26 protein-coding genes are annotated in these 25,885 nt (G+C 37.5%); 24 read left to right on the top strand and 2 right to left on the bottom strand.

Annotated elements, in window-relative coordinates; genetic code table 11:
• Positions 1-200: 200 nt before the first annotated feature.
• The 3 genes from AACH31_RS07830 to AACH31_RS07820 all read left to right on the top strand — a co-directional run bounded on the left by AACH31_RS07830 (position 201) and on the right by AACH31_RS07820 (position 3,072).
• Complete coding sequence (locus AACH31_RS07830; RefSeq protein ID WP_161830902.1) at positions 201-1,100, top strand: cation diffusion facilitator family transporter; 900 nt, start codon at positions 201-203, stop codon at positions 1,098-1,100.
• A gap of 249 nt (positions 1,101-1,349) precedes the next feature.
• Positions 1,350-2,387: a patatin-like phospholipase family protein gene (locus AACH31_RS07825; RefSeq protein ID WP_161830759.1), complete on the top strand. Its 1,038-nt coding sequence runs from the start codon at positions 1,350-1,352 to the stop codon at positions 2,385-2,387.
• Positions 2,388-2,886: 499 nt separating this feature from the next.
• Positions 2,887-3,072 carry a hypothetical protein gene (locus AACH31_RS07820; RefSeq protein ID WP_161830760.1) on the top strand — a complete coding sequence of 62 codons (186 nt, stop codon included), beginning with the start codon at positions 2,887-2,889 and terminating at the stop codon, positions 3,070-3,072.
• A 220-nt stretch (positions 3,073-3,292) separates the two neighbouring features.
• On the opposite strand, the gene AACH31_RS07815 is transcribed toward AACH31_RS07820, so the two are convergent.
• Positions 3,293-4,651, bottom strand: coding sequence for a sodium-dependent transporter (locus tag AACH31_RS07815; RefSeq protein WP_338617357.1), 1,359 nt, complete (start codon positions 4,649-4,651; stop codon positions 3,293-3,295).
• A 277-nt stretch (positions 4,652-4,928) separates the two neighbouring features.
• On the opposite strand from AACH31_RS07815, the gene AACH31_RS07810 reads away from it, so the two are divergent.
• The 7 genes from AACH31_RS07810 to AACH31_RS07780 all read left to right on the top strand — a co-directional run bounded on the left by AACH31_RS07810 (position 4,929) and on the right by AACH31_RS07780 (position 10,343).
• Positions 4,929-5,240, top strand: a complete 312-nt coding sequence (locus AACH31_RS07810) for a DUF1540 domain-containing protein (protein WP_161830762.1) — start codon at positions 4,929-4,931, stop codon at positions 5,238-5,240.
• Positions 5,241-5,480: 240 nt separating this feature from the next.
• Positions 5,481-6,179: a 5'-nucleotidase gene (locus tag AACH31_RS07805; protein WP_161830763.1), complete on the top strand. Its 699-nt coding sequence runs from the start codon at positions 5,481-5,483 to the stop codon at positions 6,177-6,179.
• A gap of 80 nt (positions 6,180-6,259) precedes the next feature.
• On the top strand, positions 6,260-7,240 hold the full coding sequence (locus AACH31_RS07800; protein ID WP_161830764.1) for a 5'-nucleotidase: 981 nt from the start codon (positions 6,260-6,262) through the stop codon (positions 7,238-7,240).
• Between the two features lie 49 nt (positions 7,241-7,289).
• The gene (locus tag AACH31_RS07795; protein WP_161830765.1) at positions 7,290-8,264 is read left to right on the top strand and encodes an aldo/keto reductase; all 975 of its coding nucleotides are present in this window, start codon (positions 7,290-7,292) and stop codon (positions 8,262-8,264) included.
• Positions 8,265-8,366: 102 nt separating this feature from the next.
• Positions 8,367-9,170: a hypothetical protein gene (locus AACH31_RS07790; RefSeq protein ID WP_161830766.1), complete on the top strand. Its 804-nt coding sequence runs from the start codon at positions 8,367-8,369 to the stop codon at positions 9,168-9,170.
• 245 nt (positions 9,171-9,415) lie between these two features.
• Positions 9,416-9,865, top strand: coding sequence for a DUF4430 domain-containing protein (locus tag AACH31_RS07785; protein WP_161830767.1), 450 nt, complete (start codon positions 9,416-9,418; stop codon positions 9,863-9,865).
• On the top strand, positions 9,855-10,343 hold the full coding sequence (locus AACH31_RS07780) for a hypothetical protein (RefSeq protein ID WP_161830768.1): 489 nt from the start codon (positions 9,855-9,857) through the stop codon (positions 10,341-10,343). Before AACH31_RS07785 ends, AACH31_RS07780 begins: the two co-directional genes overlap by 11 nt.
• 9 nt (positions 10,344-10,352) lie before the next feature.
• On the opposite strand, the gene AACH31_RS07775 is transcribed toward AACH31_RS07780, so the two are convergent.
• Entirely contained in the window at positions 10,353-11,177 is an 825-nt protein-coding gene (locus tag AACH31_RS07775) for a site-2 protease family protein (protein ID WP_161830769.1), read from the bottom strand.
• 582 nt (positions 11,178-11,759) lie between these two features.
• On the opposite strand from AACH31_RS07775, the gene AACH31_RS07770 reads away from it, so the two are divergent.
• From AACH31_RS07770 to queA, 14 genes are all read left to right on the top strand, one after another.
• Positions 11,760-12,911 carry a YecA family protein gene (locus AACH31_RS07770; RefSeq protein WP_161830770.1) on the top strand — a complete coding sequence of 384 codons (1,152 nt, stop codon included), beginning with the start codon at positions 11,760-11,762 and terminating at the stop codon, positions 12,909-12,911.
• 126 nt (positions 12,912-13,037) lie between these two features.
• Complete coding sequence (locus tag AACH31_RS07765) at positions 13,038-14,018, top strand: LacI family DNA-binding transcriptional regulator (RefSeq protein ID WP_161830771.1); 981 nt, start codon at positions 13,038-13,040, stop codon at positions 14,016-14,018.
• 173 nt (positions 14,019-14,191) lie between these two features.
• Positions 14,192-15,631 carry a sucrose-specific PTS transporter subunit IIBC gene (locus AACH31_RS07760; protein ID WP_161830772.1) on the top strand — a complete coding sequence of 480 codons (1,440 nt, stop codon included), beginning with the start codon at positions 14,192-14,194 and terminating at the stop codon, positions 15,629-15,631.
• Between the two features lie 20 nt (positions 15,632-15,651).
• Positions 15,652-17,124, top strand: a complete 1,473-nt coding sequence (locus AACH31_RS07755; RefSeq protein WP_161830773.1) for a glycoside hydrolase family 32 protein — start codon at positions 15,652-15,654, stop codon at positions 17,122-17,124.
• 14 nt (positions 17,125-17,138) lie between these two features.
• Complete coding sequence (locus AACH31_RS07750; protein ID WP_161830774.1) at positions 17,139-18,086, top strand: carbohydrate kinase family protein; 948 nt, start codon at positions 17,139-17,141, stop codon at positions 18,084-18,086.
• Between the two features lie 167 nt (positions 18,087-18,253).
• Positions 18,254-18,544 carry a hypothetical protein gene (locus AACH31_RS07745; protein WP_161830775.1) on the top strand — a complete coding sequence of 97 codons (291 nt, stop codon included), beginning with the start codon at positions 18,254-18,256 and terminating at the stop codon, positions 18,542-18,544.
• An 18-nt stretch (positions 18,545-18,562) separates the two neighbouring features.
• Positions 18,563-19,648: a hypothetical protein gene (locus tag AACH31_RS07740; protein ID WP_161830776.1), complete on the top strand. Its 1,086-nt coding sequence runs from the start codon at positions 18,563-18,565 to the stop codon at positions 19,646-19,648.
• A gap of 129 nt (positions 19,649-19,777) precedes the next feature.
• Positions 19,778-20,641, top strand: a complete 864-nt coding sequence (locus AACH31_RS07735) for a patatin-like phospholipase family protein (protein ID WP_161830777.1) — start codon at positions 19,778-19,780, stop codon at positions 20,639-20,641.
• Positions 20,642-20,794: 153 nt separating this feature from the next.
• On the top strand, positions 20,795-21,874 hold the full coding sequence (locus AACH31_RS07730) for an AI-2E family transporter (protein WP_161830778.1): 1,080 nt from the start codon (positions 20,795-20,797) through the stop codon (positions 21,872-21,874).
• A 150-nt stretch (positions 21,875-22,024) separates the two neighbouring features.
• Positions 22,025-22,816: a formate/nitrite transporter family protein gene (locus tag AACH31_RS07725; protein ID WP_161830779.1), complete on the top strand. Its 792-nt coding sequence runs from the start codon at positions 22,025-22,027 to the stop codon at positions 22,814-22,816.
• 151 nt (positions 22,817-22,967) lie between these two features.
• A complete protein-coding gene (ruvA, locus tag AACH31_RS07720) occupies positions 22,968-23,528 on the top strand; it encodes a Holliday junction branch migration protein RuvA (protein ID WP_161830780.1) in 561 nt (186 codons plus the stop codon).
• A gap of 14 nt (positions 23,529-23,542) precedes the next feature.
• Entirely contained in the window at positions 23,543-23,746 is a 204-nt protein-coding gene (locus AACH31_RS07715; RefSeq protein WP_161830781.1) for a hypothetical protein, read from the top strand.
• Between the two features lie 3 nt (positions 23,747-23,749).
• A complete protein-coding gene (gene ruvB, locus AACH31_RS07710) occupies positions 23,750-24,751 on the top strand; it encodes a Holliday junction branch migration DNA helicase RuvB (RefSeq protein WP_202618673.1) in 1,002 nt (333 codons plus the stop codon).
• Between the two features lie 76 nt (positions 24,752-24,827).
• Positions 24,828-25,859: a tRNA preQ1(34) S-adenosylmethionine ribosyltransferase-isomerase QueA gene (gene queA / locus AACH31_RS07705; protein WP_161830783.1), complete on the top strand. Its 1,032-nt coding sequence runs from the start codon at positions 24,828-24,830 to the stop codon at positions 25,857-25,859.
• The last annotated feature ends 26 nt before the right edge of the window (positions 25,860-25,885 follow it).

The raw sequence follows: 25,885 nt of genomic DNA, 5'->3' as shown, positions 1-25,885 counted from the left end.
TTTTTGCGTTTTCATATTCACGGAAATAGCTTTAAATTGAAGATCTCTAAGCGGTTCAATCATAACCATAGAAATCGAGGATAACTTAGAGGTCGTATTGTCTATTTTTGTTTTAAAATAGAAAAAAGAAAAAATCAAATTTTCTTGATGAGGCGAGTATAATTCAATATAGATTGTAGAAAAGGAAAGTTGTGAAAGAAATGAATAGACGCCTAGAAGAGAAAAAAGAACAGGTTGCATTAAAGATTTCTTTAGGAGCGGGTATTTTATTTGTACTAGTTGAGCTCTTAGTCGCTATTTTATCAAAGTCTCAGGCTGTTTTAATGGATTCGGTTTATGATACGTCGGAGCTTGTTATGATTTTATTTTCATTAAAATTAGTTCCGCTTCTTTATAAACCAGTGAGTGAAAAACAGCCGTATGGTTATTCTCAAGTTGAGTCATTATTTATTGCGATTAAGGGATTTGTTCTTGTTTCGGTAACCGTTGCATTAATCGTAAATAATGTTCAGATTATGTTTCACGGCGGACGAGATGTTCAATTTTTACCGATTGCCTACTTTGAGTTATTTGCGACGGTTCTTGGAGGAGCCGTGATGTTAATTTTAAGAAGGATGAATCGTTTGGCGAATTCGCCAATTTTAAGAACAGAAATTATGGAGTGGACGATTGATGCGGTGGCTAGTTTTGGAATGGCCCTTGCTTTTTTCTTGCCAGCGTTAATTCATCATCCATGGCTTGAGCGCATGCTTCCCTATTTAGATCAGGTGATTGCCATTTTTTTATCATTTTTTGTATTACCCCTACCTATCCGTGCCGTTGTAACAGCTATGAGAGATATTTTCTTAATGGCCCCGGAAGAGGAAACAATGAGGATTATCAAGGAAAAATGTGAACCTATTTTAACGTATTATGGATTAGAAGAAGCAACCTATGATGTAGTTCGTACGGGAAGAAAAGTGTGGATTTCAATTTATATTTTACCGATGGATGAATTTATATCTGTTACACTCTATTCAAAAGTCCAAGATTTGTTGGAGGTTTCATTGGCGGAAGAGTTCAACGATTTTTATATTGAGTTATTGCCAGATATTTTATAAATGAACCCGATCATTCATCTCGTCTATTTAGGAGGGGAGTCTTATCAAACCCATAGGAACGACACGCATAGTGGTGTGGCTTCTATGGGTTTGATTTTTATGATTTAAGCGGGAAAAACGTGGTTTTTAGGTATCTGAATAAGATGCAAATGGCAATTTTGTATATATAGACGGAGAAAACTGTATTTTTTTGTTTTAATGCATATAGTTAATAGTAGGCTAAATCTGATGTGAAAAGGGGGAGTTTACGTGAAAAAGAAAATCTGTATTTTATCGATTGATGGGGGAGGAATCCGCGGAATCATTCCTGCAAAAATTTTAGTAAGATTGGAGAAGTTGTTGCAGGAGTACAGTCGAAATCCTCAAGCAAGAATTAGTGATTATTTCGATTTAATCGCGGGAACAAGTACAGGGAGTATTTTAACAGGGCTCTATTTATGCCCAAGTGATGGTGAGAGGAAGATGGCCAAATATACAGCCCAGCAAGCGTTAGATTTATATTTAAATGAAGGGGCCAAATTATTTCAACGTTCTTGGAAAACAAAGTTTTTTGACTACTTTGGGCTGCTAAATCCGTTATATAAAGAGAATCGGTTAGAGGACATCCTTACCGAATATATAGGTGATTTAAGGCTATCGGAGCTATTAAAACCGTGTTTAATCCCGAGTTATGATATTGAAAGCGGGAAGGCGGTATTTTTCAATCAAGTAACGGCTATTAAAGATAAGAGCCGTGATTTACTTGTTAAAGATGTCATTCGGGCCTCAACAGCTGCTCCAACTTATTTTCCGGTAAAAAATGTCTTAAACCCTGTCCATCATCATTCACACACGTTTATAGATGGGGGATTGGTTGCGAATAACCCAACATTATGTGCGTATATTGAGGCGTGTAAATTTGAAGGATATTCCGATACAGATGATATTATGATTCTATCTCTTGGAACAGGGGCAAGGGATCAAACTTATCAGTATCAGCATTCTAAAAGATGGGGAAAAGTCGGCTGGATTGTTCCGCTAATTCATATTTATGGCTCAGTAGGGTCACAAACGGTCGATCATCAATTGGTACAACTTTATCAACGCCATCATATTCGAAGTCAATATGTTCGAATTGAACCGAATTTAGGAAGTTTTGGAGTGAGCCATGCCATGGATGATGTAAGTATAAAAAATATCTTGGCGCTAGAGGCAGTAGGAGAGCGGATGGTTGAAGAGTATGATGAACAATTGAAAAGTTTTGTTCGTCAACTTTGTCTGAATCACGACTTAAAAGTCTCAAAATAATCAATGGTAAAGAAGAATTGGGGGCTAGTTTTACACCACCTTCTTCTTTTTATAGGTAGTCAAACACCTCAAAAAAGGGGCACTTTTAAAAGGAATGAAGAAGAGATAGGGTCTAGTACCTTCATCGTAGACAAAAAAATAAAAGCGACACTATCAATGATGATAGAATCGCTTTTGGGTCTACTACGGAGGTACTTTTTCTTATGCAAGCCAACAAGATTAATCGCCACTTTACTTATTCCAAGGAATTAAAACTTCATGCCGTTAAACTTTATTTGTGAACAATTGAAAATCCAAGATCCAAAGCGTATTTATGTTTGGGCGAAAGTTTATTAGGATCAAGGTGAACTGGCTTTCATTGACTAACGAGGCAAAAAGGCCACAGGGCGTCCTAAAACAAAACTGAGGATCTTTGAAAAAGAAGTGGAATATTTACGTGAACACCATTTATTATTAAAAAAGTCAATCAAGAGAAAAAAAGGGGGGCTAAGGACACAAGATGAATTTGAATTTATTCATGAGCATGCCAAAGAACTTTCCCTTAGCCGTCTTATTTAGCTTAACCTTTGTTTCGTCATCAGGCTATTATACTTGCTTAAAAAGATATGCTACACCCCGTGTTGATCGTGACGAGGAGTTTTATCGTTTAATTTTAGACGTGTTTAATGATTCGAATGGGATCTAGGGTGTAAGAAGAATTAAACAGGCATTACTTAACAAATACGGATGGATTGTTAATCATAAATGCAGTCGTCGTATTAGGCGTAACTATCCCTTAGCCTGTGTTTTACCTAAGCCTAAGTTCAAGCATCGCCCATAACCTCTTATAATACCAAACGCATTCAAAAAAATACGGTATGAGTCCCGTTGAATAGAGACTTCATACCGTATAAATTCGCTTTTTATTAAAAGAGGGCTTGGATTCCTGTTAAGAAGACAATAGCAATCGCAAGCGGTGCAATAAATTTAGTGATTGTTAAATAAATCATCGTTGTTTTAATGGAGCAGGCCCCTTGCTGTAATTCATCGGCTACTTCATCTTTTTTCATGATAAATCCGAGGAAACTAATGATAAGCAACCCTCCAATCGGCAGAATCACATTAGCCGATAATAAATCCATCCAATCAAATAATGTATTCCCATTAAAAGAAAGGGTTGTATTTGGTGTCTGTGATAAAGAGCAGAAGATTGCGATAATGATGACGGCAATACTGGTTAATTTTAAGGCCTTCTGGCGATTAACATTTAGCTCTTCGGTCACATACGTAATAATAACCTCAAAGATCGAAATAACAGAGGTTAAAGCGGCGATAAATAAGAGTAAGAAGAAGAGGGCCCCAAAGATATTTCCACCTGGCATTTGTAAGAAGACATTTGGTAATGTAATGAATACAAGACCTGGTCCGGACGTTGGATCAATTCCAAATGCGAAGACAGCCGGAAAAATAGCTACCCCTGCGAGTAGAGCAATCATCGTATCGGCCACGGCTATGGAGCAAGTCACCGTTGATAAGTTTTCCTTCTTACTAATGTAAGATCCATAAGTTAACATCGTTCCCATCCCGACGCTTAAAGAGAAGAATGAATGACCGAGTGCGTCTAAAATAGAATTTATCGACACTTCACTAAAGTCAGGTTTAAATAAAAATTTTAACCCTTCAGCTGCACCAGGAAGTGTAATAGCTCTCACCACAAGTAAGATAATGATTCCAACTAGTCCTGGCATTAAAATTTTAGTATATTTTTCAATACCATCCTTAATTCCACCGAATAGAACGACAACTGCTAAGAGAGTGAATATAATCGTATAAATAATAGGCGTATGTCCCGATGAAAAATGATGAAAAGTTTGGGTAATTTGCTCAGAAGACATGCCCGAAAAAGCGTTTGTTAAGCTTAATAAAAAGTAGTGAATCGTATATCCTGCAATAACGGTGTAAAATCCAAGAATCATAAAAGCGGCAATGATACCCAACCATCCAATAACAGGCCATTTCGTATTTGGTGCTAATTTTTTAAATGATCGCACGGCGTTTGCTCCACCGCGTCGTCCAATAATAAATTCTGCTAATAGTACAGGAAGCCCTACTCCGAGAATAGAAATTAAATAAATGAGAATAAAAGCAGATCCCCCATTTTCTCCAACAATATAAGGGAACTTCCAAATGTTACCTAGACCAACTGCGGATCCTGCAGCGGCGGCAATTAATCCAAACCGTGAACTAAATCCATCACGCTTTTGTGTTATTGTTTCTTGACTCATAAAAAAACCTCCTACCATTCTACTTGACATCTTTTTTCATGTCACTCCTCTTTCCTTTTATACTTCTTTAAACCTACCCACCTACAGTACCTACTTCATGGTTTAAATTCATAAAAGTGAGTCTATTTTAGCATTTCATAAAAGGTTTGAAAAGGGCGATGCTTTTGAAAATAAAACGTTTTTTTGTCGAATATATAGAGAGTTCAAAGAATAAAAAGTAAAAAAAAAAGGGAAGATAATGTACGTGAGGTTATTTATTTAAATGGGAGGTTTTAACATGGCAATTAAATGTGGAGCACATAATTGTGTACATAATGATAATCACGGAAACTGTTATGCGGGTGTGGTAAATGTACGTGGTGCACACGCGGTGACAACAGATGAAACCATGTGTAAAAGTTTTGCCGATCAAGATTTAAGAGCAGACGCTGAATTTGCAATGGAATTTAATGCAGCACCTAAAAAAGCAGGCGTAACTAATATTAAATGCGGAGCATGCCAATGCAAACATAATGAAAAGCATAAATGTCATGCGCATGATGTTCAAATTAACGAAGTAACAGCAAGTTGTGAAACATTTGAACAATAATAGAGATTGTAAACGTCATTAAAATTTTTCATGAGTCTAAGGCGATTTATTCTAGAGTTATAAAACGTCTTAGGCTTTTTTATATTGTAGTAGCCGTCATGAGTTTTTTTCACAAAACTGCTAGTCACTCGCGAAAGTAAGGTTAAATGCTTAGCCATGACAGATATTTTTAAATGGATGTTCTAAAGGAGAGAGGGGCTATCATATACTATGATACATAGTTTAGAGGAGCGAAAATAGATGGAGAGATTGAATATTGGCGTAGATTTAGATGCTATTTTTGAGATGCAGATTAATGAACACAATTGTTATAATCCAGGCCTTTTATTGCCTTTTTGTCAGCGGTTGATGGGGTTAAATCATCAAGTTGTTGAATTGTTTGTCTTCTCCATGCACGATCCATCCATTTCCTCTATCGTTTTTGACAGTTTATCTTATTACGGGTTAAATATTAATCAGCTTATTTTTACCGGGGGGGAGTCGACGGTTTCATATTTACACGCGCTTGAAGTTGAGGTTTATTTGTCATTTGATGAAAAAGGTATTAGGCAGATGAAAGAAAGCGGAATTCTTTCTGGACTTTTGACGAGACAGGGATATAAGGAAACCTTAAGTTTTATTTTTGATCATCGGTTATTTTTAGATGAGATAACGTATCCGGGCCTTGGAAAGTGGTTGCCTCTCATTGGATATTTACAGCAACAAAAGTATCCGATATCGGTTGAATTAATGACGACACGCACGTGTAGTGTTGACCGACTGGTGCTAGAACTTTTTAAAGAATCAAATTGTAAGATTAATGCGATGTGTTTTATCGCATCAGGAAAGGGAGAGGATTTAATTGAACTCTATTCGCCGACGGTTTATTTTTCCGCCTGCTCTCAAGAGGCGCTCAAACCTCTCCCTAATGCAGAGTGTATTTTAAATATTGCCTTTTAGCATGAGTTGATAAAGTAAAAAGAAATCGCTATAATAAGGTTAAGTGGTTATCCCATAAAATGTAAAAAGAGGTGATTGAGATGGCGTATGATTTAAGTGACAAGTTAGTTGTGGCAATTTCAAGTCGAGCATTATTTGATTTAGAATATGAAAATACGATTTTTGAAAAAGAAGGAATTGAGGCCTATACGCGTTATCAAATAGAGAATGAGAATACTGTTTTAGCTAAAGGAACGGCCTTTCCATTGGTGGAGGCGTTACTAGGTTTAAATGAGAAATTCGAAGAGCCTATCGTTGAGGTGATTATTTTATCAAGTAATAGTCCGGAAACTGCCTTAAGAGTATTTAATAGTATTGCAGAGTATAAGTTAGATATTGTACGTGGGGCATTTACTGGGGGTGAGGCAAAACATCCTTATTTAGGAGCTTTTAATATTGATCTGTTTTTATCACGAAATGAAAAGGAAGTTCAAGATGCCATTGATCAGGGGGTTGCAGCAGCACTTGTTTATGATACTCCAAGAGATTACCACCCTAATCAAAAAGAAATCCGTATTGCATTCGATGCAGATGCTGTTGTTTTCTCGGATGAATCGGAGTTAATTTATAAGCAAAAGGGATTGGAGGCCTTTTATGAAAATGAAAATGAAAATGCGGAAAATGCAATGAATGAAGGGCCATTCGCCAAACTTTTAAAAACATTATCGAAAATAAAAGAAAAAGAAGATACGCTTGTCAAAATCGCGATTGTTACGGCTAGAAATTCTCCAGCGCATAAACGCGTTATTTTAACGTTACGTAAATGGGGATGTAAGGTTGATGAGATGTTCTTCCTAGGAGGGGTTGCAAAGGATAAAGTATTGAAGGCCTTTAATGCTCATATCTTTTTTGATGATCAAGATCATCACGTGGGACCAGCTTCTCAATTGATTCCGTCGGGACGTGTTCCGTATAAATCAGATTCTATGCTAAATCAATTGAATCAAAATCAGGAACAACAGGAACCATCCGTTCAGGAACATCATGAAGGGGCGACAGAAGAATCATATCATGGTGAATGATGAGGAGAGCAGATGAAATAAAAATAGAGAAAGAATTGGGGAATGAGACGTGGAAAAATTTAAACTAGGAATGAGTGACCAAATGGTATCTCAAATTGCCCTCGGTTGTATGGGACTAGGGGGATCTTGGAATAAGAGTGAAGGGATGACAAAAGAAGACGAAATAACAGCTGTTAAAGCGGTAGAGGCAGCACTTGAGCAAGGAATTAATTTTTTTGACCATGCGGATATTTATAAAAATGGCAAATCGGAAAGCGCCTTTTCTGCGATTTGGGAGGCTAATCTTGTGGACCGAGAGTCAATTTATATTCAATCTAAGTGTGGGATTCGATTGGCGGATGACTTATTTATGGGCTCTGCTCCCCACTATGATTTAAGTTATGCTTATATTATGAAGTCGGTTGATGGTATTTTAAAACGTTTGAAAACGGATTATTTAGATACGTTATTACTTCATCGTCCCGACGCCTTAGTTGAACCTGAGGAGGTAGCGAGAGCATTTCGTGATTTAAAGGAACAACAAAAGGTCCGTTATTTTGGGGTGAGTAACCATAATGCAGCCCAGATAGCTTTATTACAATCGTATTTAAGTGATCCGCTTGTGACGAATCAATTAGAACTTTCGTTAGTTCAGTCTCAACTTATTGACGAGGGATTAAACGTAAATTGTGCAGTGAATCCCGGAAATTATCGAAATGATGGAACCTTTGAATATTGCCGTTTGAATCAATTAACGATTCAAGCTTGGTCTCCCCTTGCAGGTGGGCAATTAGCAACGAAGGAAGGGAGAGAAGTGTATCCTACATTAGTTCAAACGATTGAACGTTATGCAAAGGAATACGAGGTTAGTTTTGAGGCTATTATGATTGCCTGGTTACTTCGCCATCCGGCTCATATTCAGCCGATTGTGGGAACAAAGACCCCATCGCGTATAAAGGCTGCTTGTGAGGCAACACGTATCTCGTTAACTAAAGAGCAGTGGTATCATTTATATAATAGTGGATTAGGAAAGCATTTGTTATAAAAAGGTAGGAACCGATGTTCCTACCTTTTTATATTTGTGGTGAGTATAAAAAAAAGATTTAGGGTCATTTTAATAGTAAAGGCTAAAAAGGGGTGAAAAGGGATGAAACTCAAATGGATATATCTTACGTTCGCATGTATGTTAATCTTGGTTTTGTTTGGATGTGAGATGGAGGCAGAGGACGGGAAGGCGAATCGTCATTATATTCAGATTGAAGAAATTGAACTAGTTGATGTATCACTTGAACGAGAAGAAGGAAGCGAGGTAGCCGTTTATCAAGCAAAAATAAAAAATCGTTCAAAACACACGGTTCAAGGTGTGACCATTGAGGTTGAACTAAAAGATGGGCAACATACGACCATTGTGACCCAGGATACGTTAAAACCTGGGGATACGAGCGGATGGATTCGCTGCGTTGGGCCACAGAGTCTAAAATTGAAAGATTTAAAAAAGACTCGCTTTACTATTAAAATGATTGATGAGGAGAATCAAGAGACCGTGGTGATGTATGATGTCGGACGCGATTTTTATACGTATAGTGAATCTACTGAACGCGAGACGATTAACCCTAAGGTAAAAGTTGACGATATTGAATTTGTTAATCCAACGTTTGCACCGGAAGGGGCAGGGGTTAAGCTTCAAACGTATTTAAAGAACAATTCTTCACATGCGATTCAAAATATAATGTATACATTTGAGGACGATTTAGGTGAGACCCATACCCTTTATCACCCATTAGAAATTGGGGGGAATCAACAAAGCTCCCTATTAACAACGTCAAATTTATCAAAGAAAAAATGGAAGGATTATCAATTTAAACGGGTGAGTTACACGTATCAGGATAAAGGACAATGGGTGCGTGTTGTCTATGATGTTCGTCTTGATCAATACTTTAAAGAGGAATAGAAAAAAACACTGAAAATCCCATCAGTGTTTTTTTGAAGGAAGCATTTCATCGTCAACACAAGCGCCTCATCGCCCGGTGACACATTGAAAAATATGAAAGTGTACCAACTTTAGTATGGTTCACTTTTTCAATAAACATACAGTTTGATTGAAAAAAGTATTTATTATTGTGTATATTTCGTTGTTCCGCTATAATAAGGGAGTTTAGGGTCAAATGTTTTATTTTAGGAGAGGATGTGACTGTGTTGAACTTCAAAAAGATACTTATCGCTTTCGCGGTTATCGTGATCGGGGTTACGTTGACTTATACCTTCTCGCCAACTGATGGTGAACGAGAAGAAAAGGAGCTTGTTCTCACGGTAATTGATGAACAAACCTCATCGGTTTTACTTGATCATCAAGTGTTTAAGACAAATGCAAGTTCCTTGGGTGAATTTTTAAGAGAAAATCATGAAGCATTACAGTTAGAGGCTGAGGAATCTAAATACGGACTATACATTACAGGAATTTTAGGTTTGAGTGCGAAAGACAATGGTCCCTCGGGTCCTTTTTGGCTTTATCAATATGAGTCAAAAGAGCAGGGAATCGTCATGCCTCTTGGTCAGGCCCCTAGTGCTGATCAACTTCCCCTTTTTGATAAAGATGAGGTGACTTTCCACTATAGTTCCCTGCTAGGGGGCGAAAATGAAGGTTAGAGAGCTTGCGAGGATTTCCGCTTTGGCTTCCTTGCTATTTATCATTTATCATTGTGGCTCACTGGTCCTCTATGTCGAACTGTTTAACTTTACCGTTTTACTTTATGGGATATCTTTACCTAAACGACAAGCTATTTTATCTGTCTTAATCGCGTGTTTACTCATTGTTCTTGTTTATGGAGCCCAACCATGGACGCTGATGTATGTGCTTATTTTTCCAACCTACGCGATTATCTATCATTTGATTGGCCGGCGTCTAAGGTCAGAATATGTTGTTGCGTGTTTAGGGTTTTTAGGTGCCTTTTTATCGGGGACTCTGATTGACCTTCCCTTTATTTTCTTAAGTGGTATGACAGGTAGGGCATTAGGGATACACTTATTATTGGGATTTCAGACGTCTGTTGGAAACGGTGTGAGCACTTTTCTGGCTACAATCTTTTTACTTCCAATTTTATCTAAGGTCATGAAAAGAGTCTGAGTAAAAAACTCAGACTCTTTTTTTCTTTTTATGTGATGAGATAAGTGGTGAAACGAGTCGTTTAATCAATAAGAACCCAACGACGATCAGGGCCCACTTTATCATGTCATGTTCTGATAAATATGTTTTAATGATACGGTGGTAGGCCTCGTTGATTAAAGGTAAGCAGGCAGCGATGAGAAGTAGTATTCCGATTAATTGATTAATTAAAATTTTAATTTGTTCTAACACTGCTTCTGAAAGTCCTATCCTTTGAAGAATCGGATCCGTATAAAGGGAAATCATCTGTCCTCCGTCAAAGTAAGGAATAGGAAGTAAGTTAAAGAGAAACAGAAGAAGATTCATAAAAATAAAAATGAAGAGAACAAATTGTCCCGTTGTAAATTGATTGGCGATCATTCCAATTGATTCTGCCATTCCAACATGGGGTGCCAAAAAATGATCGATAGAAAAGAGGGTAAAGAGTGTCTTTATAAAATTAATAATCATTTGATTAAAAGCCAAAAATCCAGCAATCGGTGATGTTTTAAGGTAGAGTGTAGTCGCACAAACAGCGGCTATATAGTTAAAGGTGACTCCAGAACCTAGGACGATAAACTGTTTTAAACGTGAAAGAGTTAATTCCTGATTTTGCGGATAGATGGTCACGCCTCCACCAGGAATAATGTTGAATCGGAATGTCGTGGATTTTGTTTTAAACGTGAAGAATTTAAATCCCATTCCCGTAATAACGTCTGTGGCCTTAATACCGAAAAGATAGGCTGATGTATAGTGTCCAAGTTCATGAATAAAAATGCTCAGATAAGCAACTAAAACATACCAAAAAACGGCCATAAAATTCCCCCCCTTTTTTTATGGTGATATTACTATACTATATGCATGTATTTTAGTAATCATGACGTTTAGGGGAGGGGGGATATTCCTATATTTTAGATTATTTGGATAAATGTTCGTTGGGATGATGAAATAAATGGAAAATCTGTTCGCTATTCTACAAAAAGTGATATAAGATTTCAAAAAAATACAACAAAATCATTTATTTAACGTCTTTTTTTTTGTATAATACGATTAGTTTTCATTTTTTAATGGATAATTGGCACGTTTATCAAGTGTTGTACACGGCATGAATCATCAGAACATAGATGAAGAAATACAAGTCGATGTTTTGGTTTTGGAGTTGTATAAAGAAATAAGGTCATGAAGTAAGGTGTGCGCCATCAAAACCAAAAGAATCCGGGAAATGATTAAGACGTCAATGTCTTATTTTAAAAATGGAATCGTTTGGGTTGAGTCGTGCTATGCATTAATCATGGTGATTGAGGTTGGCGATTGCTAACGAATCTTGCGACTCAAAAGGGCGGATGTTTAACGTTCGCTAGGTTGAGTTGACTTTTCTTTTGTAAGGTGGGATTACTGATGCAAAATATCAATGATATGGTGAAAGAATCAATGGTTTCGAATGTCATTAAATGTGAGTATACAGAAAGTTTCGAGACGATTTTAAATAAATTAAAGAAAACACAGTTAAAGTCAATTGTGGATGCCCATGGTTTAAAGGGGTGTTCGGCTTTAGCGAAAGGTGGACTCATCGAGCGTATTAAAGAGACGATTAGTGATGCTAACCGACTTGAGTATATTCTTTGCGGATTTGATGAATTAATGATGAGTGATTTTGTCATGTTAGCAAACGAAGCGTATGTAACACAAGATGCGACATTAAGTGGATGTGTCCTTGTGTTATATCGTTTAGGTTACGTTTTGCCGGTGATGAAAGATAAGGAAGTTGTCTATGTCATGCCTGAAGTGGTTAAAGAGGCATACAAAGCCATTGATTTAACAACGTTAGAGGCGACTAAAGCCCGTGCAGATTTAATTTATCTTTATATGAAGGCTCTTGTTAATTTATATGGTGTGTGTGAGTTTAATCAATTAGTAACTGTCTTTAATCAATACGAAGAGGGAGAGTTAACCCCTGAGGAAGCCTTAAATGTGCTGTTTTGTAAATTAACCTTTAAAGGGGATGTTCAGTCGTTTGGGCCTTTATTTGTGAGCGACGCATTACTCATGGATTCAGAGATGGAGGCGGTTAAGTTATACGATCTTCATCAAGATAAGCCATACTATATGCCGACCAAAGAGGAAGTTTTAAAATTCGGAACGGATCAAGGAGATTGGACAGAGGAGCTTGAAAAAGTAGAAGCGTTTATTTTTGAGCATATTGTTCATAATGATCAGGAGGCACATGAGATTACAGATGCAATTGGCGTATCTTTTGCCTACGAGTATCAACCTAAATACGCCTTTATGTTACTAGAGGACCGTGGGGTTGAAATTGGTGCATATGGGACAAGTCAACAATTAATGGTATTATTAACGGATGCCTATAACCACGCCCGTACGTGGGAAAACAAAGGATTCCGTCAAATCGACTTAAAAGATAGTCAACAATCAGAGAGTGCACCAATGATTGTACCGATGATTAATCCAGTTAAATCGACAAAAGTAGGTCGCAATGAACCATGCCCATGCGAGAGTGGTAAAAAATACAAAAAATGTTGTGGACGATAAAATAGTTAAGACACCAATTCGTTTTTTATAAGCGATTGGTGTTTTTTTATGACATATTCTGAATGTTTGTCCGTGAGGAATGGTATAATCTAATTAATAATAAAGTCAGAAAAAGGTGAGTTTAACGTGTCAACGATTAAAGAGGTAGCAAAGCGAGCAGGAGTTTCTGTTGGAACAGTGTCAAAGGTAATTAATAATATCGCGGTGAAGCCGAAAACAAAACAGGCTGTTGAGCTAGCTATTAAAGAATTAAATTATGAACCTAATATTTATGCACGTGGTTTAAAAGTTAACCGTACTCATACTGTTGCACTTATTATTCCAACAGTATGGAATCCATTTTATGGGGAATTAGCTTTTCATATTGAACGTTATTTAAGGGAAAAACAATATAAAATGATTCTTTGTAATTCAGAGGGAGATTACGTAACAGAACTTGCTTATTTTACAATGGCGAAACAAAATCAGGTGGATGGAATTATTACGGTTACTTATAGTGATATTGAGTCTTATATTTCTAACAGTATACCATTAATTAGTATTGATCGTTTTTTTAATGATAACATTCCCTATGTGAGTAGTGATAACTTTTCGGGAGGAGCTTTGGCGGCCAAGCATTTAGACGATGTAGGTTGTCAATCCGTTTGTTTTATTGGGCACGGATCAAAGAAAGATAATGCCACAAGAAATCGGAGAAAAGGTTTTGTTGACTATTGCGAAAGACATCAAAAATCCTATCTGATATTTGATGATCAGGGGCATCATGAAACTTTTCAGAGAAATTTAGAATTATTTTTAAAAAAAGAGGTCATCGAAACATCAACGATTGATGGAATATTTGCAGTAACGGATGATTACGCCTTTCAGGTGATAGACTACGTAACAAAAAATGGGAAGAGGATTCCAGAAGATGTTCAGATTATTGGTTTTGATGGAATTAAATCTTCAGCAACGGATGAAATTAAAATTACAACGATTTGTCAGCCGATTGAAGAAATCGCTAAAATGAGCGTTAATGGGGTGATCGCCTTAATTAATAAACGAGAGGTTTCCCATGAGGTATTATTGCCTGTTCAGCTTTTCCAAGGAAAGACAACGAAAGGATAGCTTGTTAATCAGGGTATCCTTTTCTTTTGAAGAAAGTTAGGAAGCGTTTTACATTTTGTTATTGACAGGGGGTCTTTCCCGTAGTATACTGAAGATGAAAAATGAAACGTTTCATATTTTTTAACCTAAAAAATGAAACGTTTCATTTTAAGTGAACTAGAGGAGGGAATCATGTGAAACAACAAAAATATCAAGAAACGGCGAGTCAAATCCTTTTCCTTGTTGGAGGGAAAGAGAATGTTGTTCGAGTCGCAAGTTGTGCCACACGTTTACGGATTGTCGTGTGTGAGGATCAAAAAATAGATGTTGAACAAATTGAATCGTTAGAGTTAGTGAAGGGAACGTTTAATAATGGAGGACAGTTTCAAATTATATTAGGGACTGGAATCGTCGATCAGGTGTATCAAGAATTTCTGAAACAGACTGGGATTCAAGAAATTGGAAAAGAGGAACTAAAAGAGGTAGCTGGGGCAAAAATGAACGTTTTTCAACGAGTACTTAAGTCATTAGCCGATGTTTTTGTTCCCATTTTACCTGCCTTAGTTGCGGCTGGATTACTCATGGGACTAAATAATGTCTTAACTGCACAAGGTTTGTTTATCGAAGGGAAGTCTTTGATTGAAGCTTATCCGCAAATGGCAGACTTAGCAGAGATGATTAATTTATTTTCAAATGCAGCTTTTACCTTTTTACCTGTTTTAATTGGGTTTTCGGCGGTGAAGATTTTTGGAGGAACGCCTGTATTAGGGGCTGTTATCGGGGCCATTATGATTCATCCAGATTTATTAAATGGCTATAGCTATGGACAGGCTTTATTAGATCAGACGATACCTGTTTGGAATGTTTTTGGATTTGAAATCGCAAAGGTGGGGTATCAGGGAACAGTTTTACCAATTATTGTGTCGGCATTTGTGTTAGCAAAAGTCGAACGTAAAACACGAAAAATCGTTCCAGCTATGTTTGATAATATTATTACCCCGTTAGTTGCTGTGCTAGTAACGGCTGTTCTTACGTTTATCGTCATAGGTCCTATCATGCGAATCGTCGGGGACGGATTAACTGAGGCAGTCATGTGGTTATTTTTCTCTTTAGGTCCTGTTGGAGGGGCTATTTATGGGGTAGCTTATCCGTTATTAGTGATTACGGGAATGCATCACTCATTAGTTACAGCAGAAACTCAGATTTTAGCGAATATTGGGACACTAGGTGGATCACCTACTTTCGCTGTCGTTGCTGCCTCGAATGTCGCCCAAGGAGCAGCGGCGTTAGCGGTGATGTATTTGATGAAAAACGATACTAAAATGAAAGGATTAGCTTCGGCATCGGGAGTGTCGGCGTTACTTGGTATTACTGAGCCGGCAGTCTTTGGGGTTAATCTGAAGTTAAAATATCCGTTTATTGGGGCATTAGTTGGTTCAGCAGTAGCAGCGGCTTATGGAACTTTTATGAAGGTCTTATCTGTTTCACCAGGGCCTGCTGGGTTACCTGGTGTGATCGTTATTCGTCCAGAATCAATGTTTCAATATATGGTGACTTTAGGTATCGCATTTGTCGTTGGATTTATCGCAACGCTCATGTTAGCGCGAATGTTTAATAAAAAAGTCAAAGGTTAGATTGCAAAGGAGTGTGTCAGATGGAGTGGACAACAGAGCAACGTTATCGACGAATTGAAGAAGTCTCGAAAGAAGAATATGGGAAATTAATTGATCAGGTGAAACATTGCCCGTATCGACAAATGTATCATATTCAGCCCGTCACAGGGTTATTAAATGATCCAAATGGATTTAGTTATTTCAATGGGGAGTACCATTTGTTTTATCAATGGTTTCCACTAGGACCCGTTCATGGGGTGAAGTACTGGTATCATACAGTATCGAAGGATTTAGTTCATTGGAGAAACGAAGGAATCGCCTTAGAACCTGATCGTCCTTTTGATAGTCATGGCGTCTTTTCAGGAACGGCCATTGAAAAGGACCACCAGTTGTATTTAATGTATACGGGAAATGCGCGTGATAAAGATTGGGTTAGGTATCCAACGCAATGTTTGGCAGTGATGAACAAAGAAGGGAAGATAATGAAATATGAGGAACCGGTAATTAAAAATAGGCCTTATCAGGTAACCGAGCATTTTAGGGATCCAAAAGTTTTTCAAGTAGGAGACATGTATTATTGTCTTATTGGTGCTGAGCTAGAAGGAAATCAAGGAACTGTTGTTTATTATCAGTCAAAAGACTTAGTGGAATGGACCTACAAGGGTGAGGTGAAAACCTCATTTAAAGGAAATGGATTTATGTGGGAATGTCCAGACTATTTCACCCAAAACGGGAAGGGGGTCATGATTCTTTCACCGCAGGGAATGGAATCACAGGGAGATCTTTATAATAATATTTTTCAATCGGGGTATTTGATTGGGGAAGAAATTGATTGGCAGAATGGTGTATTTAAACATGGGAGTTTTGTTGAGTTAGATCGTGGATTTGAATTTTACGCTCCTCAAACGATGCAAGATCCAAGTGGAAGAAGGATTTTAGTTGGTTGGTTTGGTCTACCAGGTGTTGATTGTGTGAGTGATGAAAATGGTTGGGCACATTGTTTGACGATTCCACGTGAATTAATCGTGGAGGAGAATAGATTATGGCAACGTCCGATAAAAGAACTAGAGCAATTGCGAAAAGAAGCGCATACCGTCACGCACCTTTTGCAACAGGAATCAATCTCTTTTGAAAAAATTAACGGAATTGTTTATGAACTAACGGCTGAGTTTACCGAGATTGAAGCTCAAGTTGTCGGGATTAAACTTCGTAAAGGTGATAACGAAGAAACGGTCTTTTATTACGATTTAATCAATCGAAAACTTGTGTTAGATCGTTCAAAATCAGGACGTACATGTGGGGATGAATATGGAACGGTGAGAAAATGTCACTTTGATGAAAAACAATTGAAACTACAAATTTTTGTTGATGTTTCCTCTATTGAAATTTTTGTAAATGATGGGCTTGAAGTATTTTCTACACGAATTTTTACAAAAATTGAAAGCGCAGGCATTGAATTCTTTACGGATGGAATGGTACAATTGAAGACAACCAAATGGGGATTAAATGTTTAGAAAGAGGTGTAATAATGGCAAAGGTAATTTGTCCAGGTGAAGTGTTAATTGATTTTATTTCGCTTGAAAATGGTAAGAAGTTAGTAGACGTAGAACGTTTTCAAAAGAAGGCAGGAGGGGCTCCTGCAAATGTAGCAACAGCGCTTGTTAAATTAGGTGCATCGGCTGAATTTGTGGGTGCGGTTGGAAAGGATTCGTTCGGTAAGTTTTTAATGGATACACTTGAGCGTTATCAAGTAGGAACAAAACACGTGATTAAGGATGAAACGCTTGGAACGACAATTGCCTATGTTTCAATCGATGAGCAAGGGGAACGCGATTTTGAGTTCATGCGAGGGGCAGATGGAAATCTATCACCTGATCAAATTGACTTTGAAGCATTTAAGGATTGTAAAATTGTTCATTTAGGGAGTGCAACGGCCTTATTAGGAGATAAACTTTATGAGGTTTATAAGTCATTTATTTCATTTGCTATCGAGAATCATAAGTTTATTTCATTTGATCCAAATTATCGCGAGGCACTTTATCATGATAAAAAGGAATTGTTTATTAAACATTGTAAGGAAGTAATTAAATCGGTTGATTTGATTAAAGTATCAGAGGAAGAAGGACAGATTATTACGGGGGAAACGGATCATCAGAAAATGATTTTAGCATTGCATGAGTTAGGGGCTAAAATTGTAACGTTAACACTTGGAAAAGAGGGGTCCCTCATCTCAATTAATAAAATTTATAAAGTTGAGAGTGTCCCAGTTAACATGATTGATTCAACAGGAGCAGGTGATGCTTTTATCGGAGCACTATTATCCCAAATTGCGAACTTAAACAATCCGAAAGAAATTTTAACGGATGAAGCAATGTTAGTCGAGTTTACCCAAAATGCGAATAAAGTAGGTGCGTTAACAACAACAAAATTGGGAGCGTTAGACTCTATTCCATCATGGGATGAAATTGCGATGTAATAAAAATTGGTATAGGTAGAAGGCGAAGAATTTCTTCGCCTTTTTTTATGCCGTTCATTTGATGCAGGGTGAGGGTGTAAGAAAAAGCTCGTTGTTTTTGGGGCATATTTCTTCTTTTTAAACAATAGGATAATAATACAGTCAGGTTAAAAGAAGGAGGGTAAATTATGGAGAGAAGTTTTAAACGTGTTCGCGTTGTTGTTGTGCAACCCGATGAACAAGTATATTTTGATCGTTATTATACGGATCCATTAGGTGCCATGGATAAATTTAATTATTTTTGTAAATTAGCAAAAATTAATTATCCGCAACAGATTGAGTTTGCGATGGAGCGAACAGCTCTGTATAATGAAATGACCGCTTATTTTCCTTATAATGAAATTAATCCATCGAATCAATCAGGGTTTGTTCAAGTTTCGATGTATTTTGAAGTCGACCGTTTAAGAGCGGCTGAATAAGAGATTGGATGAGGAACCATGAGACATTTAAATCCGACGTTATATGAAGTGATTCAAGAATGGGCAAATGATTTGCCGATTGATTACGAGGTGCAAAGAGAAGGGAATACACGAGACAATTTACATAATTCAAAGGAAAAAATTGTAGCTTGTCTCATCGAACAGTTTCCGATGAGTTATCGTCAATCTTACGAAGTTTATAGTGACCTCTTTAATCAATCTGAAATTTTTTCGGTTTATCATTCGTTAGACACAATCAATGTTTTAGCGATGGCCACCGGGTCTGGGGGCGATGTATTCGGCTTGATTCATGCCTTTGAAAAATATTTTAAAGGTAAAACGATTCATATTTTTTCTGTTGAAGGAAATGAGGATGCCCTTCAAAGCCAAACTAATTTATTTAAACGGTATATCGAGGGCAACCTCATCGCAAATAAGGTTCAGTTAGTTCCAATTCCCGCGGTGATACAGCCAGGGTTGCGGGGATTAAAGGAAGAGTTAAAGGACCGCTGTTTTACTCCGTATGGTGTTGAAAAGTTTGATTTGATGCATGGGTTTAAATGGATGAATGAGAAATCAATTCGAGGATGGTTTCATCCGTACCACTTTTACGCCTTCTTCAACTATCATCTATTACCAGACCGAGTAGCCGTTTGGTTAGAAACGGTGGATTTAAAGTCGCAATATCAGGGGGATCGTTCGCTGTCACAAAGGGCTATTTTTGATTATGTAAAGTATTGTCACCATTTTCAGGAGAAAAATCATTTAATGGCCTTAACTCCGACGCCGTGTATTGCGCGGCATTTAAGCGGGAAGCGGAAACAGTGTGAGGGGTGTCTCGGATGTTTTGATGAGATTGACACGTATGTTAAATCAATGGATGAACGCGCTAACCGATGGCAAGGTCAATCTATATTTGTGATGAAGTTTGCAAGTGGGCCTCTTGGAAGAGAGTTATCGAAATATTTGCAAGATGAGCATGTGGGTTATCAAACGGCCTTCTTTAATGGGCAACCACATTTTTGTACGCTCAATTCAACAAAAGAAATGAAAAAAGTAGCCAATGCCTTTGTGCTTGGAAATTTATCAAAACAGGAAAGTTAGTATGAACGAATAGTTTATACTAACTTTTTTTTATGTGCGGTGGAGGTAGAACATTAAAAAAGTTTGGGCGGGTAGGTACTGTTAGGTGAACATTGTCATATTTTATGTTAGATGGAAAGGAGGGATAGCATGAAAAAAATAGGTTTAGTTTTATGCGGAGGTGGGGCAAAGGGCGCGTATCAGGTTGGTGTTCTGCGTGTGCTTGAGGAATTTGGACTATTATCCCATATCCATGCCGTGGCAGGATCTTCCATTGGAGGAGTCAATGGTGCGTTATTTTTGCAATATACGCCAGAAGAAATGGAAAAGTTTTGGCTCAATTGCCCGTGGTCTTCTATTTTTTCAATCAGCAAAGAAAATATGAATCGAATGAATCAAATTGTAGATTCTATAAATTATCGAAAAATCCCTTCTTTTATGGGGATGATGAATCTAGCAGGCATGGCTAATCAGGTTGGCTTACCTTTAAAAAGGAAGGGGTTTGATAAAGTTTTTCGTTATTATTTAAATCCTGTTTCAATTCAAGAGGATCATCGTGATCTTTATATTTCCTGTAAGGAGTCTAAGTCTTCACGACGACGTTTTTTTAAATTGAATGATCTTTCTTATCACCAGATGAAAGGTGTTCTTTTAGCGACAACTGCCGTGCCAGGATTATACGAACCTGTTTCGATTGAAGGGGTTAATTATGTTGATCCAATGAAATCGGAGTTGGCTCCTCTTCGCCCCTTATTATCAACGGATTGTGAGACTATTATTGTTGTTTATTTGGATCCACGTTCAAGAATTGGAAAGTCCTCGATTGAAGGAAAAAGAATTATTGAAATTTTTCCGAGTAAAGAGCTGGGGAACGGAATTTATGGATCGTTTGATTTTAGACCGGAAGTGTTGAAGTATTATATGGATTTAGGCAGTGAGGATGCGTATCGAATTTTATATCGTGTGTTGAGGGAGAATCCTCAGTCGCCAAACCGCGTGCGGGTGAAAAAATAGAAGGTTATGCCATGTAATAAATTGTGAGAAAATAAAATTCGTTAACTTTTTGTAATGGGTTTCCTGCAGTGTTTTGCTGAATAAATAAAAGCAGTTGATTTAACCCTCTCTTCTTTGACCATAATACAGGAAATAAAGTTAGAGGTGAGAGGGATGACGAAGGAAACAGTAAAGTATAGTCTATTTTTAACTATTTTTGGGGTTTTATTTTATCGCCTAACCGGCTATCCCGAGTTTTTTTATCGTCTGATAGGGTCCGTTGTAGGGATTTTTAAGCCATTTTTGATTGGAGCTATTTTAGTCGCGTTAACGAACCCTATTGTCCTTTGGTTTGAAAGACGGCTAAAATGTTCTCGTGGGTTAAGTATCTTTAATGCGTATTTGGTTATGGTAGGGGGAGTCCTTTGTTGTGTTGGCTTAATTATCCCATCGTGTTTAGTTGGAGTGTCTGAGTGTATTATGGAAATCACGAAACATATTCGATCTTTAGATTCAAATCAGTTTGGCTATGAGGTGATAGAGAGAATTCCGTATTGGAATGAGATTTTGGCATATATAGAGGAAAATATCCAAAGTATTAGTCAAAGTACATTTCGCATTGTGAATCAGTTATCGACTTCTTTATGGTCCTCACTGATAGGCGTGTTAGCCGAGATTTTACAATGGTTTTTAGGTTTTACTATTTCAATTTATTTAATCATCGATCAACAGAAGGTTTTTTGTTCGTTCCAACGTTTTTTAGCAGGCTATTTTCCAAGGCAAGAAGAACGGGTTCTTTATTTTACCCGATTTACTTATCATACGTTTCAAGATTATATGGTAGGCCGGTTATTGGATTCATTAATTGTTGGTCTGCTTGCGCTAATCGGTTTTTCGGTCTTGAAGGTACCCTATGTTTTATTGTTTTCTTTTATTGTTTTTATCACCAATATTATTCCGTATTTCGGTCCTATCATTGGAGCGATTTTTCCGATTGGTATGACGTTGATGATCGATCCCATTCGTGCGATTTGGGTCGCCATTTTCATTTTTGTCTTACAGCAACTGGACGGAAATGTGATAGGACCTAAAATTATGGGGGATTCTGTTGGTTTATCTCCTCTTTGGATTATTTCTGTTGTTATTTTAGGGGGATCCCTTTTTGGTTTTATCGGAGTCTTTTTGGCTGTTCCTATATCGGCGGTTATGAAAGAGGTTTATGAGTTAATGTTAAAGAAACGTTTAAAAAGATAAGTTTAGGTATATCGTCCTCAAAAGTATAAAATAGCGCTTTACGAATAAAAAAGTAGCCAAATACATTTGAAAAAATGATGGAAAAGTGGTATTTTATTAAAGGAATTATAAAAAAGAAAAGTTAATGTATTAGTAAATGGAGGAATTGGTATGCAACAGCCACGTATGTTATCGGCTAAGGAAATTGCAAATGAAGTTGTTGAAGTTGGAAAGTATAAGGTAGCGCGTAAAGACAGTGTCGTTCTTGTTTCGGGAATGTTAGCGGGGTTATTTATCGCATTAGGGTATACGGTTTATTTACTTGTTTACGGACAAATGACAGACCCATATGCAGGAAAAATTGTGGGGGCATTTTTATTCCCTGTTGCCTTAATTTTAATCTTATTAACAGGAGCTGACTTGTTCACTGGAAATACATTAATCGGTAAGGCTTACTTTAAAAAAGAAGTAAAATTAGGTGCGTTTATTAAAAATTTAGTTTTAGTTTGGATTGGAAACTTCTTGGGAGTTTTACTTGGAATTGGTTTGTTAGCAGGTGCAGAGTTATTTACAAATGGTGTGAACCCTCATGTTGCTGAGAATATTCGCCATTTAGCAGAAGCAAAAGTTAGCTTATCGACATCAGCAATTTTCTTCCGTGCAATTTTATGTAATATTTTAATTGCTGGTGGAGTTTACGTGGCATACGCGGCTAAAGACGTGGCAGGTAAATGTATCTTAAGTATTTTAGTTGTTGCGGTCTTTGCATTAATGGGAGTAGAACACTGTATTGCCAATATGTTTGTTTTAGGAATGGGGAAAGTTTTAGGGGCAGATGCTTCTTATGCAGGGATGGCTTGGAACCTATTTATTGCAACAATTGGTAACATTATTGGTGGATTTGTCATCGTTATTCCATATTACTATAATTTCATTCACTCTTATAGACATAAAAATCATTAAATCGATTATAAAAAAAGTGTTAATTCAGTCCGTGATTGAGTTAACACTTTTTTTAGTTTATAACTTGCAACCATAGAACTAATGTTTGTTTTTCTCCTCTTTTTAGCTGTCTCTTTTTATGTTATAATGGGCGATAAAGAGGTGATTTGAAATGTTCGCTTATTTAAAGGGACACACATCGTATGGTGGAAAGGATTTTGTTGTCATTGAGGTTAACGGAATCGGGTATAAGGTTCATACAGCGAATCCGTATGAGTTTAAAAAGGGAGAAGCTGTTCAGGTTTTTACACATCAGGTGGTATCCGAGAATGAAATTAGTTTGTATGGGTTTAGAACCCTAGAGGAGCATGATTTATTTATTAATTTAATTAGTGCTCGTGGAATCGGTCCGAAGACAGCCTGTGCAATTTTAGCGATGAAAGACATGAATGGCTTACGTCAGGCTATTGAAAATGGTGATGCGAAGTATTTATGCAAATTTCCTAAAATTGGTCCGAAGACAGCCCAACAAATTATATTGGATTTAAAAGGGAAGCTTGTGATTCCAGAAGGTCCATTATTTACGAATCCTGGTTTAACGGAGGCCATTGAGGCATTACAGGCGCTTGGTTATGGGGATAAGGAATTAACGAAGGTAAGGACGGCCTTCAAGGATACAACGGCTTCCGTTGATGAGATTATTAAAAAGGGATTGCAATTATTGGTTAAATAAGGGGGATATTTAAAATGGGGAAAGGACAGCAAGTTAATCCGTTTGGAATAGGGGGAGCTTTTGTTCAATATTGTCTTGATCAAGGCATTTTGCACTTAGAGATGGATAAAAATCATGAAATTAAATATTACTTAACCGATCAAGGTGAACGATTATTAAAAGAAAATTTTGGTATTGTTTTATCAGAATGTGCCAAAATAAATAGGAAAGAAGGTTAGATGATGATAGAGGAACGCTTAGTGACGCCGGATGAAATGAGAGAAGATGAATCAGAATTAAGTTTGCGCCCTGAGCGTCTAAATCAGTATATTGGCCAAACGGCTGTGAAAGAGAACTTAAGAATTTTTATTGACGCGGCAAAAAGTAGAAATGAGTCATTAGACCACGTGTTGCTTTTTGGCCCACCAGGTCTTGGAAAAACGACTTTAGCGACGATCATCGCAAATGAAATGGGAGTTAATATTAAAACGACTTCAGGGCCGATGATTGAACGGAGTGGTGATTTAGCTGCTATTTTATCGGTTCTAGAACCTGGAGATGTTTTATTCATTGACGAGATTCATCGTTTACCTAAAAGTATCGAGGAGGTTTTATACCCAGCGATGGAAGATTACGTGCTCGATATCGTTGTCGGAAAAGATGATTCCGCCCGTTCTATCCGTGTGGACTTGGCTCCGTTTACATTAGTAGGTGCAACGACGCGTGCAGGGGATTTATCAGCTCCACTTCGCGACCGCTTTGGTGTTATGAATCGTTTAGAATACTACACGGAAGAGCAACTCCAATCCATTGTAAAACGAACAGGGATTGTTTATGATACACCGATTGATGATCAAGCTTCTTTAGAGCTAGCGCGGCGTTCGCGAGGAACCCCACGTATTGCTAATCGTCTTTTTCGACGTGTGCGCGATTATGCACAAGTTATAGGGGATGGTATCATTACACATGATATTGCAAAGTTAGCATTGGACCGTTTAGACATAGATTCACTAGGATTAGATTATGTTGATCACAAGTATTTAATGGGGATTATTGAACGATTTAATGGAGGGCCGTGTGGAATTGAGGCTATTGCGGCGTCAATTGGGGAGGAGCCCCAAACACTGGAAGATGTTTATGAGCCATATTTGTTACAATTAGGATTTGTCAAGCGAACCCCTCGTGGTCGGGTGATTACTCCTCAAGCTTGTGAACATTTGAACGTCCCGTATCCGTTAAAATAAAGATTGAAAAATAACGATATTTGGTAGATAATTTATACATAGTGATAAATTTTGCAACATAGAAAGTTGGTGTGTTATGCGCGTAGATCAATTCGACTTCGAATTACCAGAAGAGTTAATTGCACAAACCCCTTTAAAAAACCGGGATATGTCGCGTTTAATGGTTTTAAATAAAAAAACAGGTGAAATCAAACATGAGGTTTTTCATCAGATCATTGATTATTTAAAACCGAATGATACGCTTGTTTTAAATAATACAAAAGTGATGCCGGCTAGATTAATGGGTCAAAAACAAGATACGGGGGCTCATATTGAGGTTCTTCTTTTAAAACAGGAACAAGACGACTGTTGGGAAACGTTAGTTAAACCGGCTAAGCGAGTTAAAGTTGGGACGGTGGTTGAGTTTGGTGATGGTCGCCTAAAAGCTGAATGTATTCAAACGGGCGAGATGGGAAAACGAATTTTTAAATTTGTATACGAGGGAATTTTTTATGAGGTATTGGATTCCTTAGGTGAAATGCCACTGCCGCCCTACATTACGGAAAAGCTAGACGATCGTGATCGATATCAAACCGTTTTTGCTAAAGAAATTGGATCTGCCGCAGCTCCTACTGCCGGATTACATTTTACGACAGAGTTACTAGAGAAAATTAAAAGCAAAGGGGTAAATATTGCATATGTTACTTTGCATGTCGGATTAGGGACATTTAGACCGGTATCTGCGACGAGTGTTGAAGAACATGAGATGCATGCGGAGTTTTATCAGATGTCACAGGAAACGGCTGATTTATTAAATGAAACGAGACAAAAGGGTGGTCGAATTATTACCGTAGGAACGACTTCGACGCGAACACTTGAAACAATCGCTCGTAATCATCAAACATTTAAGGCTTGTGAAGGATGGACAGATATTTTTATTTACCCTCCTTATGAGTTCAAAGGAATTGATGGGATGTTAACTAATTTCCATTTGCCAAAATCAACATTAATTATGTTAATCTCGGCTCTAGCAGGACAGGAATCTATCATGAATGCTTATCGCATTGCGGTAGAGGAGAAGTATCGTTTCTTTAGCTTTGGAGATGCGATGTTAATTATTGAAGAATAACAACTTAGAATCTAGAAAAAGTGAGG

Source organism: Turicibacter faecis (genome assembly GCF_037076425.1).
Lineage (GTDB): Bacteria > Bacillota_I > Bacilli_A > MOL361 > Turicibacteraceae > Turicibacter > Turicibacter faecis.
Note: the sequence above shows the minus strand (reverse complement) of the source record. Positions and strands in the feature narration are given on the sequence as shown.

Bases quoted from the DNA above. Each gene is read 5' to 3' on its own strand.
- AACH31_RS07715 (WP_161830781.1), top strand. From the start codon at position 23,543: ATGGGGAAAGGACAGCAAGTTAATCCGTTTGGAATAGGGGGAGCTTTT.
- AACH31_RS07815 (WP_338617357.1), bottom strand. From the start codon at position 4,651: ATGAGTCAAGAAACAATAACACAAAAGCGTGATGGATTTAGTTCACGG.
- AACH31_RS07770 (WP_161830770.1), top strand. From the start codon at position 11,760: ATGCAAAATATCAATGATATGGTGAAAGAATCAATGGTTTCGAATGTC.
- AACH31_RS07780 (WP_161830768.1), top strand. From the start codon at position 9,855: ATGAAGGTTAGAGAGCTTGCGAGGATTTCCGCTTTGGCTTCCTTGCTA.
- ruvA (WP_161830780.1), top strand. From the start codon at position 22,968: ATGTTCGCTTATTTAAAGGGACACACATCGTATGGTGGAAAGGATTTT.
- AACH31_RS07820 (WP_161830760.1), top strand. From the start codon at position 2,887: ATGAATTTGAATTTATTCATGAGCATGCCAAAGAACTTTCCCTTAGCC.
- AACH31_RS07725 (WP_161830779.1), top strand. From the start codon at position 22,025: ATGCAACAGCCACGTATGTTATCGGCTAAGGAAATTGCAAATGAAGTT.
- AACH31_RS07730 (WP_161830778.1), top strand. From the start codon at position 20,795: ATGACGAAGGAAACAGTAAAGTATAGTCTATTTTTAACTATTTTTGGG.
- AACH31_RS07740 (WP_161830776.1), top strand. From the start codon at position 18,563: ATGAGACATTTAAATCCGACGTTATATGAAGTGATTCAAGAATGGGCA.
- AACH31_RS07810 (WP_161830762.1), top strand. From the start codon at position 4,929: ATGGCAATTAAATGTGGAGCACATAATTGTGTACATAATGATAATCAC.
- AACH31_RS07750 (WP_161830774.1), top strand. From the start codon at position 17,139: ATGGCAAAGGTAATTTGTCCAGGTGAAGTGTTAATTGATTTTATTTCG.
- AACH31_RS07790 (WP_161830766.1), top strand. From the start codon at position 8,367: ATGAAACTCAAATGGATATATCTTACGTTCGCATGTATGTTAATCTTG.
- AACH31_RS07805 (WP_161830763.1), top strand. From the start codon at position 5,481: ATGGAGAGATTGAATATTGGCGTAGATTTAGATGCTATTTTTGAGATG.
- AACH31_RS07745 (WP_161830775.1), top strand. From the start codon at position 18,254: ATGGAGAGAAGTTTTAAACGTGTTCGCGTTGTTGTTGTGCAACCCGAT.
- AACH31_RS07830 (WP_161830902.1), top strand. From the start codon at position 201: ATGAATAGACGCCTAGAAGAGAAAAAAGAACAGGTTGCATTAAAGATT.
- AACH31_RS07735 (WP_161830777.1), top strand. From the start codon at position 19,778: ATGAAAAAAATAGGTTTAGTTTTATGCGGAGGTGGGGCAAAGGGCGCG.
- AACH31_RS07755 (WP_161830773.1), top strand. From the start codon at position 15,652: ATGGAGTGGACAACAGAGCAACGTTATCGACGAATTGAAGAAGTCTCG.
- queA (WP_161830783.1), top strand. From the start codon at position 24,828: ATGCGCGTAGATCAATTCGACTTCGAATTACCAGAAGAGTTAATTGCA.
- AACH31_RS07775 (WP_161830769.1), bottom strand. From the start codon at position 11,177: ATGGCCGTTTTTTGGTATGTTTTAGTTGCTTATCTGAGCATTTTTATT.
- ruvB (WP_202618673.1), top strand. From the start codon at position 23,750: ATGATAGAGGAACGCTTAGTGACGCCGGATGAAATGAGAGAAGATGAA.
- AACH31_RS07800 (WP_161830764.1), top strand. From the start codon at position 6,260: ATGGCGTATGATTTAAGTGACAAGTTAGTTGTGGCAATTTCAAGTCGA.